This is a genomic window from Acinetobacter haemolyticus CIP 64.3 = MTCC 9819 (assembly GCF_000369065.1).
Classification (GTDB): Bacteria; Pseudomonadota; Gammaproteobacteria; order Pseudomonadales; family Moraxellaceae; genus Acinetobacter; species Acinetobacter haemolyticus.
Window position 1 is genome coordinate 19481 of sequence record NZ_KB849804.1, and the last position, 16730, is coordinate 36210.

At 39.0% G+C, this 16730-nt stretch carries 12 protein-coding genes; 7 read left to right on the forward strand and 5 right to left on the reverse strand.

Annotated features, from left to right (window positions below; genetic code table 11):
• Positions 1-41 precede the first annotated feature (41 nt).
• The 3 genes from folP to F927_RS10090 all read left to right on the forward strand — a co-directional run bounded on the left by folP (position 42) and on the right by F927_RS10090 (position 3063).
• The gene (gene folP / locus F927_RS10080) at positions 42-893 is read left to right on the forward strand and encodes a dihydropteroate synthase (RefSeq protein ID WP_005084367.1); all 852 of its coding nucleotides are present in this window, start codon (positions 42-44) and stop codon (positions 891-893) included.
• 126 nt (positions 894-1019) lie between these two features.
• Complete coding sequence (locus F927_RS10085; protein ID WP_005084369.1) at positions 1020-2639, forward strand: vWA domain-containing protein; 1620 nt, start codon at positions 1020-1022, stop codon at positions 2637-2639.
• Positions 2640-2748: 109 nt separating this feature from the next.
• The gene (locus tag F927_RS10090) at positions 2749-3063 is read left to right on the forward strand and encodes a DUF5713 family protein (protein ID WP_005084371.1); all 315 of its coding nucleotides are present in this window, start codon (positions 2749-2751) and stop codon (positions 3061-3063) included.
• Positions 3064-3093: 30 nt separating this feature from the next.
• Here the strand turns inward: F927_RS10090 and F927_RS10095 are convergent, their stop codons facing one another.
• Both F927_RS10095 and F927_RS10100 read right to left on the reverse strand, forming a co-directional pair.
• Positions 3094-4692 (reverse strand): alpha/beta hydrolase family protein, encoded by a 1599-nt coding sequence (locus F927_RS10095; RefSeq protein ID WP_005084373.1) that lies wholly within the window; start codon positions 4690-4692, stop codon positions 3094-3096.
• 154 nt (positions 4693-4846) lie between these two features.
• Positions 4847-5794: a DMT family transporter gene (locus F927_RS10100; protein ID WP_005084376.1), complete on the reverse strand. Its 948-nt coding sequence runs from the start codon at positions 5792-5794 to the stop codon at positions 4847-4849.
• A 449-nt stretch (positions 5795-6243) separates the two neighbouring features.
• Between F927_RS10100 and pnuC the strand changes: the two genes are divergently transcribed.
• A complete protein-coding gene (gene pnuC / locus F927_RS10105) occupies positions 6244-6846 on the forward strand; it encodes a nicotinamide riboside transporter PnuC (protein ID WP_005084378.1) in 603 nt (200 codons plus the stop codon).
• A gap of 49 nt (positions 6847-6895) precedes the next feature.
• On the opposite strand, the gene F927_RS10110 is transcribed toward pnuC, so the two are convergent.
• Together F927_RS10110 and F927_RS10115 are read right to left on the reverse strand one after the other, a co-directional pair.
• A complete protein-coding gene (locus F927_RS10110; protein WP_005084380.1) occupies positions 6896-8035 on the reverse strand; it encodes a glycerophosphodiester phosphodiesterase in 1140 nt (379 codons plus the stop codon).
• A gap of 206 nt (positions 8036-8241) precedes the next feature.
• The gene (locus F927_RS10115) at positions 8242-9855 is read right to left on the reverse strand and encodes a phosphoethanolamine transferase (protein ID WP_005084382.1); all 1614 of its coding nucleotides are present in this window, start codon (positions 9853-9855) and stop codon (positions 8242-8244) included.
• A gap of 341 nt (positions 9856-10196) precedes the next feature.
• Here F927_RS10115 and F927_RS10120 point away from each other — a divergent pair, with 341 nt between their 5' ends.
• The 3 genes from F927_RS10120 to F927_RS10130 all read left to right on the forward strand — a co-directional run bounded on the left by F927_RS10120 (position 10197) and on the right by F927_RS10130 (position 15570).
• Entirely contained in the window at positions 10197-13298 is a 3102-nt protein-coding gene (locus F927_RS10120; protein ID WP_005084384.1) for an efflux RND transporter permease subunit, read from the forward strand.
• Positions 13299-13577: 279 nt separating this feature from the next.
• Entirely contained in the window at positions 13578-14915 is a 1338-nt protein-coding gene (gene mgtE, locus F927_RS10125; RefSeq protein ID WP_004640257.1) for a magnesium transporter, read from the forward strand.
• 76 nt (positions 14916-14991) lie between these two features.
• A complete protein-coding gene (locus F927_RS10130) occupies positions 14992-15570 on the forward strand; it encodes a DUF4112 domain-containing protein (RefSeq protein ID WP_005084386.1) in 579 nt (192 codons plus the stop codon).
• Between the two features lie 62 nt (positions 15571-15632).
• Here F927_RS10130 and htpX read toward each other — a convergent pair whose 3' ends face one another.
• Entirely contained in the window at positions 15633-16538 is a 906-nt protein-coding gene (gene htpX, locus F927_RS10135; RefSeq protein ID WP_004640254.1) for a protease HtpX, read from the reverse strand.
• Positions 16539-16730: the final 192 nt, after the last annotated feature.

Genomic DNA, 16730 nt, shown 5'->3' on the forward strand with positions numbered 1-16730 from the left:
TGTCTTGCTAAGATAGTCTGATTAAAATGTGGAGAGTTTTGATGCAGTTAATGCCATTACCACAATCTCAATTAAGCTGTGGACGTTTTACTTTAGATTTATCCCAGCCACAGATTATGGGTATTTTGAATGTTACACCTGATTCATTTAGTGATGGTGGATTGCATTATCAAAAAGACCAAGCGATTCAACGTGCTATACAAATGATGGAAGATGGTGCAGGTATCATCGATATTGGAGGAGAGTCAACACGTCCAAATGCATCCCCTGTTGCAGTCGAAGAGGAAATTCGCCGTGTAATACCTGTTGTTGAGGCACTATCTCAATATAAAGTGATCATGTCGATTGATACCAGTCAGCCCGAAGTCATAAAGGCCGCTGTCCAAGCAGGTGCCCACATCTGGAATGATGTTCGTGCCTTAACACGCCCTCATGCATTGGAAACGGCCGCTGAACTTAATATTCCTGTGATATTGATGCATATGCGCGGTGAACCAACCAATATGAACCAATTAGATCAATATCATGATGTAACTGAAGATGTGATGCTTGAGTTACAACAACGACTTGATCAAGCCTTAGCAGTTGGAATAAGAAAAGAAAATATTATTATTGATCCAGGTTTTGGTTTTGCTAAAAATGCCCAACAGAACTTTCAACTGTTGAATGAGTTTTGGAAGCTTAATCAAATGGGCTATCCCATCTTATCTGGGCTATCTCGTAAACGTTTTATTGGTGAGGCATTAAATGGTGTACCTGCACCAGATCGTGCGGTAGGAAGCGTGATGGGACATATGTTGAGTATTCAACAGGGTGCAAGTATTGTTCGGGCACATGATGTCAAAGCGACCAGTGATGCAGTGAAAGTGTGGAATACAATGCGCTTAGCCTAAATAATAGTAGAGAAATGATGAAGATAAAGATACATTCGAATACGATGTATCTTTATTTTTTTGCATACAATAATGTGTATAAAACCATTTATTTGAAAAGACAAAATAAAACTTAGGGATTATCAGATGCGCCAAAAGAAAAGAATATTCAGCTTCACCGTACTTAGTTGTATGCTGATGGCATGTAGTAACCCTGCCAAAGAGCGTGGAGTTGTTGTGGCTGAATTAGCAATGCCAGCACCAAGTCGAGCAGTAGATAACGCACGTAAAATGATTGTACCGGCATCATATGTTGGGATACGACCAAGTCCAGAAAGACTACAATTGGAACAAAACACCGAAAAATATCAAAAAAATGAGGTGAATCCAGTCCATCGTGTTGCAGACCAAGCAATTTCAACCTTTAGTATTGATGTCGATACTGGAAGTTACACCAATACGCGTCGATTCTTAAACGATGGTCGATTACCACCTGTTGATGCGGTACGAATTGAAGAGATGATTAATTATTTTGATTATCAATATCCACAGCCAAATGGTGTACATCCATTTTCTGTCACCACCGAGACTGTTGATTCCCCTTGGAAAGAAAATGCAAAACTGATTCGAATTGGTATTCAAGCAAAAGATCTTGCACTTCAACAATTACCACCTGCGAATTTGGTTTTTTTGGTGGATGTTTCTGGCAGTATGAGTGCTGCAGATAAATTACCCTTAGTGAAACAAACTTTGCGAATATTGACTGAACAATTAAGAGCACAAGATAAAGTCACGATCATTACCTATGCAAGTGGTGAAAAGTTGGTACTTGAACCGACGTCTGGCGAACAAAAAGAAAAGATCTTGGCTGTGATTAACGGTTTACGTGCTGGTGGAGCAACAGCAGGTGAACAAGCAATTCAATTGGCATATAAACAGGCTGAAAAAGCTTTTGTCAAAAATGGAATTAATCGAATTTTATTGGCGACAGATGGTGATTTTAATGTTGGTATTACTGATTTCAGTACCCTGAAAGGGATGGTCGCTGAAAAACGTAAAAGTGGGATTTCTCTAACGACATTGGGTTTTGGCACGGGCAATTATAATGAACAGCTCATGGAACAACTAGCCGATGCCGGAGATGGGAACTACAGCTATATTGATAATAAAAATGAAGCAAAGAAAGTGGTACAACGGCAACTTTCTTCTACGCTTGCCACTGTTGCACAAGATGTCAAAATTCAAGTGGAGTTTAACCCTGCGACCGTAAAAGAATATCGTTTAGTGGGTTATGAAAATCGAATGTTGAAGCAAGAAGATTTTAATAATGATCAGGTTGATGCGGGAGATATTGGGGCTGGACATAATGTCACAGCACTATATGAAATCATTCCTGTCGGGCAGCAAGGTTGGCTCAATGATTCACGTTATCAAACCTCAGTTAAAATGGACAGTACGAAAAAATCCGAATATGCCTTTGTGAATCTACGTTATAAGTTGCCGAATCAAGAAAAGAGTATTTTGTTGAATCAGCCAATAAAAGTGGGGAGTAAAACACTTGCTCAAGCGCATGGCGATACTCGCTTTGCCGTAGCTGTAGCAGCGTATGCTCAACAATTAAAAGGTGGACAATATAATGGTTCAATGGGGTGGGATCAAATTATTCAGTTGGCGCAACAATCGTCAAAACCAGATCCTTATCAGATGAGAGAAGAGTTTATTGAACTTGCTAAAATCGCTAAGAGTTTAAGTGTAAACAAAGATTAGTATTTATTTATAGAAGGCGGTCGGAAAGACCGCTTTTTTTATGCCTAAATATCGTGATTTATGCTGGAGTATGTTATAAGCAAGGCGTTTTATTGGCATATGATTTTTTATGTTTGAAAATTTACTTCTCCCGATGTTTGACGACGAATATTATCCCGATATTTTGGTTGCGGAAGTCAAACAACATATTCAACAGTTTGCAAAAAAAGTGGGGCGCACAGATTTATCTGAGTCTGAAATCTATCGTTTTGCTCATCAAACCATGATTGAAATTAATGAAATGAAGCCGCAATTTGAAGATCTAGACTCGAGTTTGGATGATACGGCAGCGGATTATATTGCTGAAGCTATGATGATGGTGGTGCAAGATGTTGGGCATTTAGAAATTGAAATGGAAGAATTAATTGCCAATCGAGAGTGGTGATAAACCACTCTCGACGACTTGGCTAAGTCATTATTGTACTGAATTTTCTATCGACCAAAGTTTTGGTAAAATGATTTCTCCTGAAATCCCCACTTCAAATTTTGGCTGTTTAATTCTTTTATAATAGATACTTTCAGTATTTATGAATAATCCTAAAGTGTCACCGACCTCTAATCTTGTATTGATACTTGATAGTTCAATATCTTGGGTTACTCCGTGTTGAGCTGAACCCAACACAATCTGGTCGTATTGATGCTTTTTATCAAGGTTAAATGGTGTGGTTTGTTCATTCACAATTTGATATTTGCCCGTTTGTTTAGATTTGATGGCAAGAGAAATAAATAGGGTAGGTGATGTACTTTCCTCAGCTTCAACTTTTAATTTTAATAATGGGTTACCTGTAATATATTGTGCATGTTCAGCAATTTGAATAGGTACAAATACGGCTTGGGTTTTTGTTGCAGTAATTTTTGTTGGTGTGATTGTATATGCTGTATTTGCCATTAGATCTTGCAAAGAACGGACTGGACTGTTATCCACACACAGTTCATCGAGATTTGGTTTTTCACTTCGATCTTTGAGCTGATGATTCAACCAAGCAAGGATCGTGTCTTGTAAATTATATTTCTGCTTATTGCCACATTGTACTGTTTTGCCAATATACCAAAACGGTGTTTGACCTGATGGTGAACTTTGTGCAAAAGGTTGTAAATGTCCGCCTTCAACACCGATCAGATGCACATCTTTTTGCGCATTTTTAATACATTTTGCTGCTTTTACACCTTCATTAAATGGAAATAATACATCCCTAAAACCTTGAATAATCAATGCATTGGCCTGTGGTTTTTGATTGTGTTCGCAAAACCATTTTGCCTGATGTCGTTGTAAGAAGTGGTAAGAAGAAGGATCTAGTTGTCCTTGTTGAGTGGATCTATAGGCCTGTTTGAGTTCTGGATCAAATTTATTCCAATTCCACCAATCCCCAATTAAGTTTAGAAAACTGATCCAGTTACTTTTAGGGACGCCATTTGGGGCCAGACTGTTTACAATGTCGTACCACGTCGTAATAGGAACAATCGCTTGCAAGCGCGGATCCAAGGCTGAGGCTAGATATTGTACGCCACCAGCATAGGATTCACCGATCATGCCCGTACGCACGCCGTTTTGATTGATTGCTAACTGAGGTAAATTCTTTTCTGCCCAGTCCATGATGGTAATGATGTCTTGAGCTTCTTTTTCAGGATCAGTTAGACGGATTTTTCCTTGGCTATTACCATGACCACGTTGGTCGTAACTGATGACCCAATAGCCTTGTTTCCATGCCGATTTGGCGACTTGTCCAGTGGGTAATAAAAAACCGTATAAGCTCAGCTCAGGACGTTTCATGCGCGTTAAACCGAAACCATGCGTATGCAATAGCAACGGTGCTGTTTGATTGGCCTCTAACTTAGGCTGGTATACCGTAAATGCCAGCACCGTGCCGTCGGCAGTGATTGTTTTAGCTTGATAAAAGCGTTGTTTTAAAACGGCTGTTTTCTGTGGATGCAAGGCAGATTGATGGGTATGATAAGCACAGCCTTGTAAAACCAAAGCAAAACTTAAAATAAACCACAAAACGTAAGTACGCATCGATTTTTCATCCTTGAATAAATCTTTGGGAAGTCACGCTATAAATCAAAAGGAACTGATCTGTTTAAGCATCATTTCAGTTCCTTTCCGTGAGTCATTGCATAATATAATACAAATGTTCTGATCATTTATCAGACTCAGCAGTTTTTATATCTTATCTAGACCATTGTTTGGGATAGACATACATGATTAACCCGATTGCTAAGCAAACCAAACCCATAAATAAGTGCGAGCTAAAAGGTTCCTGATTTAGCGTTATTCCCCAGAGTGTTGCCAAAGCTGGGGTTAAAATTGTGGTGAGCATTACTGTTGTGGGTTTGAGCTTCTGTATCAAATGAAAATAAAACATCATCGCAAGAACAGAGGAAAACAAAGCACTATATATTAAAGCTAACGATGTTTGTAAGTTCGGTAACTGTGTTGGTGCTTCAGTGTAAAAAAAAGCGATAAGACCGAGATAACCTAACCATGACACTAAAGTAGATCCAGCCGTTTGTACGATTGGATGTATTTCGGCTTTAATTTTGTTTACTGCAAACATGGACAGTACATACAGCAAAACAGCAATAATTTGGTAAGCAACACCAAGCATATCCAGTTGAATTTCTTCAGTTGCCAAACCGAGTGTCAGTACGAGACCAAAGATGGCTAACAGCAGACCAACCCATTGCAGGATTAAAAAACGTTCTTGTTTTAAAATAAATACTGCGATTAATCCCGACCATAGTGGAGCCGTTGCATAGATGATTGAAATCATACTCGAAGGTACGCGTGTTGCGCCCAGATAGCAAAACGCCATAGACCCAAATAATCCAATTGCACCAGCAGCATAGCTAAGTAAAGCTTTTGCATTGCATGTTAGCTTTAGTTTGAAATATAACAAGCAGATGTAAACTAAAGGAATGGCGAGACTAAATCGTAGAAATAAGCCCCACGCCCAATGCAGTTCATTGACTGTCCATACCGCCGCTAAGGGGGTAAATGACCAAATCAGAGTGACTGCAATAAATTGACCGACTGTTGCGAGGCGAGGGTATGTAGACACAACAGTCGGCTGTATCTGTGTGGTGGGCAGTAAACTTTTTTCATGTAGTTGAGACATGGGTAAACTCCAGTGATGACAACGTCATCTTGATTTTTAGGCAACAAAAAAGGCCACGTTTGAGGTGACCTTGTCATTTCATATGATGTTCTATTTATAGATATTCATGAGATGAAATCGATGGATAAAGTCTCCTCGCAATAAAATGCAGACACGTCGCCATGCGGCACTGACGTGAGTGCAATCAACGATGTGATTTGTGCGAGTTGAGGAAACTTGTAGTGTGAACATTGATAGATCATAAAAAATAGTTATGTATTTTTATAACACAACCGCTGCTGAATAAATAGCCACTCTAAAAATTAAAATGCTTTCTACAATTCTATTTCGACCCTTAACTAAAATATAAAAAGTTAATAAATCATTCTAGATAAAAACGAAGGAACAGAAAAACAATCAGTGTGGCATTTTGAGATTTAGCTGTTGCTTAAATCTAGGATTTTTTCATAATGTCACGATCGAATATTCAAAGAAGTTATCTTTTGTCTGCATTAGAAATTATTGCCGTCATCATTAGCGTGATAGGAGTAACATTAACCATACAACGGAATATGTTGTGTTGGTGGTTCAATATTTTAGCTTGTTCATTATATGCTTACCTTTTTTTCACCTATAAATTGTATGGTGAAACCATCTTACAATTTTTCTTTATCGTGTTTAATTTCTATGGTTTTTATTATTGGTTAAAAGGTCAGCGTCAAGATCATGAGATTCGGATTGAGCCGATCAATCGAACGAGTGCATTGGCCCAAATATGTTTAGCTGCAACTGGTGGTCTAATTTTTGGCATGGTTTTGAAGTATTGTACCGATGCTTCACTCCCTATGCTGGATTCTCAACTTGCAGCCTTTAGTTTACTTGCAACCTATTGGACCAGCCAAAAGTATATTGCTACTTGGTTACTTTGGATCATCATCGATATTGTCTATGTGGGAATGTTTCTCTACAAAGAGTTATTATTGACGGCAGGGCTTTATGCAGCTTTTGTTGGTTTGGCAACTTATGGTTGGTGGCAATGGCAACAAGTTCGACAAAAACAGTTAAAAAATTAAATGACAGTGTAGGGGAGCACCATGTGGTTCTCCCCACCAATGATAAAACTTATTTGCTTTGACTTAAATAATTTTGGACTGCTTGACGGGCAATAGCTGGATCATCAGCAAAAATACCATCTACCCCTGCCTTAAAATATAACTGCATTTCTTTAATCGCACTATCTGGGCAGCGTTCAGAAACATTTTCTTTATCCGCACACTTTAACGTATCGGGCATATAATAATTTTCTGGACGGAAAGTATATGGATGAACTTTTAAGCCAACTTGATGAGCATCAGTGATAAACGATGTGGTTTTGGTCATTTCCTCATCTTCAAAAATATATGGCTTCCAAGGGCCAACACCATTTGCATAAGTTGCAACCTCTTTTAAACCTTCAGCGGTGGCCATATCTGCATAAGTTATTTTAATATTTTGCACCACATAATCCGCGGGTTTTGTTGTTTTTTCATCATAGAGTTGAATGAGTTGTGCATGTTTGATGCTTTTATGTTGGTCGAGCTGTTGTTTTAAATATTTAAGATTTCCCACTTCAAACGACTGCAAATAAACTGGTGCGATATCTCTTGTGTAGCGATATTTTGCTAGGGTTTTAAGTAGTGTATCTTCCATAGCAAGGTTTTGTTGTTGAAAGAACGTTGGGTGTTTAGTTTCAATATAAAGACCAATAATTTTACCTGTCTTTTTATAGTGTGCTTCCGTCAATTCAATAATTTGTTCTAATGTCGGTACTGTATATAAATCATTATATTGTTGATTCGCCGGTCGATATTGTGGGATACGTTCGCGTGCTTTGAGTTGTTGTAATTCTTGCAAGGTAAAATCTTCAGTGAACCAGCCTTCATAGCGGACACCGTCAATCACTTTTTCTGTTTTTCGATTTGCAAACTCTGGAAGACTGGCAACATTCGTTGTTCCACTAATTTCGTTTTCATGACGAGCGACCAAAACGCCATCTTTAGTCGAAACCAAATCTGGTTCGATGAAGTCTGCGCCATCATCAATGGCCTTTTGATATGCTTCTAATGTATGTTCAGGACGAAGTGCACTCGCGCCTCGATGCCCAACCACTAAAATCTGGGGGAGCTGATATTCTGTTTTGCTCGTATTTGATTGATCGTTGTTATCGTTGTTGCAACCAACAAGCGTAAAAAGGCAGAGACTAAGAACGGATTTCTTTAACATCGTAAAACTCATGTGCTTTTATTAATTGTATTAGTTTGCAAATAAAATTTATCAAATGGATGACAGTTTGATGATTATTTTGTGAAAATAAAAAGAAAATTGTGGTGTAAAGCTTGCTGGGTAAGCAACAAGCTTTATCATTTGTTAAAAATGATCAATCAAGAGTATTTGTGAGTATCACTAGGCTCTACTCAGATCGATGATACTTAATGCTTCTTTTGCCAGTAGGGCCAATTTACTTCAGGGTTAAAGTGATAGTTGGAATCAAACCAATAAGATTGAGGCGGCGCATATTTGTCCTTCAGACCCATGATCTTCATCAGATTATTGTCTAGTTCAGCCGTATTTAAAGTTGTAGTGAGATCGACGCCAACAGATGGCATATGGTCATACCACATGATGACAGGCACTTGATAACCTGCTTTAGTATTTGGACTATGTCCTGCATAGTCTAACTCGTGACCTACTTCATTGCCATGATCGGATACCACGGTAAATGAACGTTGATCTAGATCCTTTTGAGTGGTTAAGGCATCAAAGAACTGAGCCAATAAAGTATCTTGATATAAAGTGGCATTGTCATAATGATTGCGCATTGAACGAATCCACGGATCAATATCATTTTTCTTGAGTAACATTTCTACAGCATCATTACTATTACTATTAAATTTATTAAACGTAATTGGATAACGTTCTTGATAGTTTGGATGTGTGCCAATCATATGCAGAATAATTAGTTTTTTAGGTTCAGGATCAGCCAAAGCTTGTTCATAAGCAGGGATTAATTTTTCATCTAAAGATGTGCTACTACGACCTGAGCGGGTGTTTTTATAGATGGCTTTATCCGCATAAGCACCGAATAAAGATGAAAGATAAATATCATCTTGATTACTGATCCAGTAAATTTTATAACCAGCTGCTCGTGCGTAAGCCAAGATACTTTCGGGTGAATATGTTTTATATTCTGCTGCTGGGCTTTCGGTCAGTAACACACGCAAAGCATTAATCGTCGAAGGCGATGGTGAAAAAGCATTACAGAAGACTTTAAGTTGATCTATTCGTTTGTTAAGTTCTGGCGTAGTGTCTCTGCTATAACCACAAAGACCTAAATCAAGACTCGTGATACTTTCTGAAAGTACTAAAACATGGGTTTGTTTTAGTTTGCTTGGATCTTGAATAATCAGGTTCTGTTGTGCACTTTGATCCCATTGTTGATGTACATTCTTATGTTGTTTGATTCGATCTCGGAAATCTTGAATTTTCTCATGATAATTCGTCCAAAATACAACGGGATGTACTTTGCGAGAAGGCTTCATGAGATAACTGGTTAAGGTTAATAGCACCAAAAAAATGATACCAATACGATAGAACCGACTATTCCAAAGTTGTTTAAAGCTATTTTCTTTTAAGTATTTAAATGCCGCAATGTTATATCCAACTGTCAATGCGATGAGACCAAACAATACCGATAGAATGGTGAGCATATGAAGCTGGAAAAACTCCCACGTTTCTGCATAACTGGTATTCGCAATCGCCTCAATAATAAAATAAGCTTCATTATCACTGCTGAACAAGATCCATGTGCTTGAGCGAAGCAACGAATCGAACCAGAAAATAAACCACCAAAGGATAGAAAGAAGATACCAATAAAATTTGCGTTGTGTTGCTGCAAGAACTAGGAAAATAACGCCTGGTAATGATAAAAAACCAAGTCTCAATCCGTCAGATAAATTGCCAGAAAAAATTAATAAACCACCAGTAATTAATGCTGGCAGCAAAATTAATAGAAGAATATTAAAGTTTTGCAGCGTGGTTTTCATAAATGACGAATAAAATAGGGGGTGGCAATAAGCGTGCTACTATCTGATTTACTTACGTGGCTGTCAATCTGTATTTATGAAGTAATTGATAGCAAAGCGATTTAAATTAAATACTTTTTAGTCAAAATAATCTGTAGCAAATCGATGGAGATTTGGTCGATATTAAATCGTAAAAATCCACGATTCCTCCTTAATTAGCACTTTTTGAAATGATATGTTAATAGGGATGGTATTTTGAGAATGACTTAGAGATGATCAAGCTTAAAATCTGTACTTACTTTGATTGATCTTCCACCTATCTTTTTGAAAAATTGACTGTTTCTGGAACGGAATGAACAGCCATGTTATCTAAGTTTTTTATTCATCGTCCCATCTTTGCTGGTGTTTTAGCAATTATCGTCATGGCTGTTGGTTTACTCGCGGTATTAAACTTACCGGTAGAGCGATATCCAGATATTGCGCCACCACGTATCACTGTCGCAACGAGTTATAGTGGTGCAGATGCACAAGCTGTAGAAGATAGTGTTACCCAAGTATTAGAACAACAAATTAAAGGGATTGATCACTTACTTTATTTTAGTTCTAGTAGTGACGCTAGCGGTAATAGCCGGATCAGTCTGTTTTTTGCACAAGGTACTGATCCAGATCAAGCACAGGTTCAAGTGCAAAACGCAATTAATGGTGCCATTAACCGTCTACCAGAAGATGTACAACGACAAGGGGTAACTGTTCGAAAATCTCTTAGTGATTCATTTATGGTAATTGGATTGGCGGATTCATCTGGTCGTTCTACCAATATTGATATTTCAGACTATTTAACCAATCATTTTGAACTAAATTTGAGTCGTATTGAAGGGGTGGGCGAAATCAGTGTGTTTGGTTCACAATATGCGATGAGAATTTGGTTAGATCCAAAAAAGTTACAACAATACCAACTAAGTGTCAGTGAAGTTAGAACAGCTTTAGAAAGTCAAAATGCGCAAGTGGCTGCTGGGGCTATTGGACAGCTCCCTAGTACCGAAGATCAATATTTAAATGCAAGAGTGACTTCAGGCTCCTTGTTACAAACACCTGAGCAATTTGAACAAATTATTATAAAAGCCCATGGAGATGGCAGTTTAGTTTACTTAAAAGATATTGCACGTATTGAAGTGGGGGCAGAAAACTATCAAGTGTTTAACCGTTTAAATGGCTACCCAGCTTCTGGATTATCGGTATCGTTAGCTGTGGGTGCCAACGTGATGCAAACGGCTGATCTTATTTATCAAGAAGTAGAACGAATTAAGAAGGATTTACCCGAGGGATATATCGTCGTTTATCCTCGGGATGATACGCCATTTGTTAAAGAGTCAATGTCTCAAGTACTAGCGACCTTGATTGAAGCGATCATTTTAGTGGTCTTGGTGATGTTCCTGTTTTTACAGAATTGGCGAGCAACGCTGATTCCTGCGGTTACAGTTCCTGTTGTGATTTTAGGAACCTTTGCTGTGCTCGCAGTTTTAGGGATGAGTATTAACACCTTGACTTTATTTGCCATGGTATTGGCGATTGGTTTACTCGTCGATGATGCGATAGTGGTGGTTGAAAACGTTGAACGTATCATGCATGAGCAAAAGTTGGATGCTAAACAAGCCAGTATTCAATCCATGCAAGAGATCAGTGGAGCATTGGTTGGTATCACTTTAGTGTTGACCGCCGTATTTATTCCAATGTCGTTTTTTACAGGTGCGACGGGCATTATTTATCGTCAGTTTTCGATTACTTTAGTCGCAGCGATGTCTTTATCCTTATTGGTTGCGTTAATTTTGACACCAGCCTTATGCGCAATTCTTTTAAAACAGCAGCATCAAAAAGCAAAGTGGGCTCAAAGCTTTGAGCGAGGGTTAGATCGGGTTAGGGCTGCTTATCTAGCGCTTGCAAAAAAAGCAATTCAGGTAAAGTCGGTGGCGATTGTTTCATTTATCGTGTTAATCAGTGCCTTTGCTTGGGTTTATCGCGAATTACCGACCAGCTTTTTACCACAAGAAGATCAAGGCCTTTTAGGTGTACAATTCCGTCTCGCAGAAGGGACACCGATGAGCCAGACCCAAGTGGTGGGTCAGCAGATTTCAGATTACTTTTTGAGTGAGGAAAAAGATAATCTCAATGGCATTATGGTGATTCATGGTCGTAATTTTTCAGGTACAGGGCAAAATCTTGGACAAGCTTTTGTATCTTTAAAACATTGGGATGAACGTCAGGGAAGTGAAAATAGTGCACAAGCGATTCGTGCACGGGCAATGAAACATTTTGCACAAAACAATCAAGCAAGAATCATGGTGGTTATGCCTGCTGTGATTCGTGGCTTAGGTAATTCCGATAAAATTGATTTTTGGCTACAAGATACTCAGGGAATGGGGCGGGATAATTTATTAACCTCATTTAGAGAGTTACAACAACAAGGTAACGCACTAGAGAGTATTGAAAATCTAGATAAAAAAACCAATGATGATCAGGCGGTTTTAAACCTTCAAATTGATCATCGCGCGGCGATGTTGCATGACTTAAATGTGAGTGAAATTAATCGAACGATTTCGACAGCGTGGAGTGGCAGTTATATTAATGACTTCATTGATCGTGGCCGAATTAAGCGTGTTTATTTACAAGGTGACGCACCATATCGCTCAAAACCAGAAGATTTGGGCTTTTGGCATGTAAAAAATGCACAAGGTCAAATGATTCCATTTACCCAGTTCAGTCAAGTGTCTTGGCAAGGTGCGCCGCCATCCTTACAACGTTTTATGGGCTATCCTTCGATAGAGTTAGAAGCTGATTCCGCGAATGGCTTTAGTAGTGGTCAAGGCATGCAAGCCTTGACAGAACTTGCAAATAATATGCCTGGTATTGACTTGGCATGGAGTGGTTTATCTTATCAAGAGCAACAGTCTAGTAATCAAGCAATTTGGTTATACGTGATTTCTATTGCCTTCATTTTTCTATGTTTGGCTGCTTTATATGAAAGCTGGTCGATACCATCTGTAGTGATGGCTGCAATTCCATTAGGGATCGGTGGAACAATTTTGTTTAGTTATTGGTTTGGTTTCGCCAATGATATTTATTTCCAAATTGCTTTGCTGACGACCATAGGACTGTCCTGTAAAAACGCCATTTTAATGGTTGAGTTTGCTGCGAGTTTACAACAGCAAGGAAAATCTTTATTGGATTCGGCTTTGCGTGCTGCGGGGTTAAGATTACGTCCAATTTTAATGACATCGATTGCCTTTGGAGCAGGGGTAATTCCATTAATGTTTTCAACGGGAGCCGGGGCTTTGAGCCGCCAAGCAATCGGTTATAGCGTTTTTGGAGGTGTTGTATTTGGTACGATATTAGTACTTATTTTTATTCCATTAATGTATGTGCTGATTCGCTCCATCTTCAAAGCGAATACGGTCATTCAACATTAAATTGCGAAAAATGTCATATTTGATGAACGTCGTTTAGATTGAAACAAAATAAGACATATTTCATAGAGATAGGGCTTGAGCCATTGGGTTCAAGCCTTTATTATTCATGCGCCGTATAAACGGTTCAATTGAGAGTTTATCTAAAAAATGGACACACAGAGTTGTAGGTCTCGATCAAGTACTTACTACCTTAAATATTCCCTAAATACGCTAGGTTTTTACGCGCACGATTAATTATGTCTGCGACCTAGCCGAATGTGTTTGGGCTAGGAGATTCGCATGTCAAGAAATGAATTAATCACACTACTCAACGAAACTGTTGCAAACCATCACCTCGATCAAGCACTCGCTTTACTCAAAGGTGTTCCCTCTGCCGACTTGGCTGAATTATTACAACAAATGATCCCAAGCTATGCAGCTTATTTGCTTGAGCATTTACCACAACGTGCCTATATTTTTGCGGAGTTCCCTGCGAAACAGCAAATGCTGATCGCACAAGAAATGCCTCGTCAAGTACTGGCAAAGATTGTAAGTGAAATGCCATCCGATGATCGTGCTGACTTGTTTAAACGCTTAGATCCGAGTGAACAGGAAACTCTATTACCCGCATTAGCCCAAGCTGAAAGAGAAGACATCCGCCGTCTTGCAGATTATGTCGAAGGCACAGCGGGGGCGATCATGTCTTCGGATTATGTGACGCTAAAACCTGAATTTACTGTTGCTCAAGCAATAGAGGCATTACGCAAGGATGCCCCAGACGCGGAAACGATTTATCAGGCTTATATTATTGATGAACAACGGCATCTGATCGGTGTTGTGTCTTTGCGTGAATTGGTTTTGGCACAACCAGAAACACGAGTTGCACAGTTGATGGTACGTGATGTGATTAGTGCGCGTGTTGATGATGATCAAGACCACATTGCTAAAATTATGGCGCGTTATGATTTGCTTGCTTTACCGATTGTGGATGCACAACAAGCTTTGGTGGGGATTATTACTTACGATGATGCAATGGATGTTGCCAGTGAAGAAGCAACAGAAGATTTCTTAAAAGTAGGGGCTGTCAATGCAACCACTAAACTAAGTATAAAGTCCGCACCTATCTTACAGTTGTATCAGAAACGCGTTTTTTGGTTGGTTTTTTTAGTATTTGGTAGTCTGTTATCGGGTATTGGAATCGCACATTATGAAGATGTCATTGCGCAACATCTTGTTTTGGTGTTTTTCTTACCACTTTTAGTTGGGAGTGGGGGAAATGCAGGATCTCAGTCATCAACATTGATGGTGCGAGCATTGGCAACAGGTGATGTGCAATTTAGAGATTGGTTTTATTTATTAGGTCGAGAAAGTTTAGTCGCGTTATGCTTAGGTGGAACGATGGCAATTGCTGTTTCACTCCTTGGTTATGTACGTGGTGATGCATTAGTTGCATTGGTTTTGGCATTTAGTATGGTTGGAATCGTACTCATGGGATGCTTGATTGGTATGAGTCTGCCTTTTATTTTAAATCGATTTGGTTTTGACCCTGCTAGCGCATCTGCGCCTTTGGTTACTTCGATTTGTGATGCAATGGGAGTATTGATCTATCTCTTTATTGCATCGATGATTTTGTTCTAATTACAGAACAAAATATACCGAAAAAATTGATATGCTAATTTATCATCAATAGAACTATGTATCTTAGGCTGACTGAATGACCCAACAAAAAAAACTAACGCAACAGCAGGCGATTGCAGTAGAGCGTGATTTAGCAAAATTTGCCAACACTATGGATAGTTTGGTGCGTATCCCATTTACTAAACAAGGGGTGGGCGCTGATGCAGCGTTGAGTACCATTCCCTTTGCAGGTGACATCGCAGGATTTATTTTAACGCTCTATGCATTTAAAAAAGCGAGAGAGGTTGGTGTTCCACAACATAAATTGAATGGAGTGGTGAAGCTGGCAATCTTGGATATGCTTGTTGGTTTTGTCCCGATCGTCGGGACAATTTTTGATGTGTTTATCCGTCCTAGCCGCAAGACCTTAGACATCGTACATGATCATATTCGTGAAGAATATCAGGTGCGAAGTGATATCCATGTGGTGCATCCTTTTTTACATGAAGCATTAGAACAAAAGCAAAAAACTTCAGCATTTTGGCGTAACCCTATTGTGAGTTGGATCTGGTTGCGGATACCTGATTTATTGGGCATTGCCATTCTTATTTTATTGGTGGTTGCTATATGGGCTGGATTTAGTTTTTTATGGCAATGGTATCAATCCTTTCATTGAGCGAGATACTCATAAAAAACAAAGCCTCCATCTAGGAGGCTTTGTTTTTGAATCTGTTTGATTTAATGAACATTCAATTGTTTGAGCGCAGCAACACGTTGCTCAATACTTGGGTGAGTTTGGAATAAAGCAGCTAAGCTAAAGCCTTGTTCCTTACCTTCCGTAATTGCAAATGCTTTCATTTCTTTTGGCATTTGATCTGGCATTTCTGACTCAGCTTGTAAGCGAAGCAATGCAGAAATCATGGCATCTTTACCTGCTAAACGAGCACCAGCTTCATCTGCACGATATTCACGTTGACGAGAGAACCACATTACGATTGTGGATGCTAAAATACCAAACACAATATCTAATACGATGGTAATAGCGAAATAAGCAAGACCAGGTGCTTCCCCATCCTCACGACCAAAGACATTACGGTCGATAAAGTCACCTGCAACACGCGCAAAGAACATAACGAAGGCATTGACTACACCTTGAATCAAGGCAAGTGTAACCATGTCACCGTTCGCAACGTGTCCGATTTCGTGTGCAAGTACGGCACGAAGTTCATCTTTGTTCATGCGTTCTAATAGACCTGTCGAAACAGCTACTAGTGCGTCATTTTTATTCCAACCAGTTGCAAATGCATTTGATTGATAAGATGGGAAGATCCCCACTTCAGGCATTTTAATACCTGCACGTTGAGATAATTGAGAAACTTCTTGCAACAACCACGCTTCAGCCTGATTACGAGGTGCATTCGGGTCGATTAATTCAGTCCCAGTGGTTTTTTTAGCCATCCACTTTGACATGAAGAGGGAAATAAATGAACCCACCATACCAAAGACAAAACAGAAGACTAATAGGTTGCCTAGATTTAAGCCACCCGCACTACGGTAACTACCGACACCGAAGAGTGACAAAATAATGCCAGCTACAACCAGTACCGCGAGGTTGGTTAGCAAGAACAAACCAATCCGCATCATTGAGAAAACCCTCTTATAAAGAAAAAGTGATCTGATTTATAAATATAAATCATCCCCATAATATGCAGGCTGAACCCTAAAAATTCAAGAAAAAAATGGATGGAATTGTATTTCAGTATTAAAACGATGAATGAATGAAGAAACAACAACTTAAAATCATTTTAATGCACTAAATAAGTACACATTATGAAG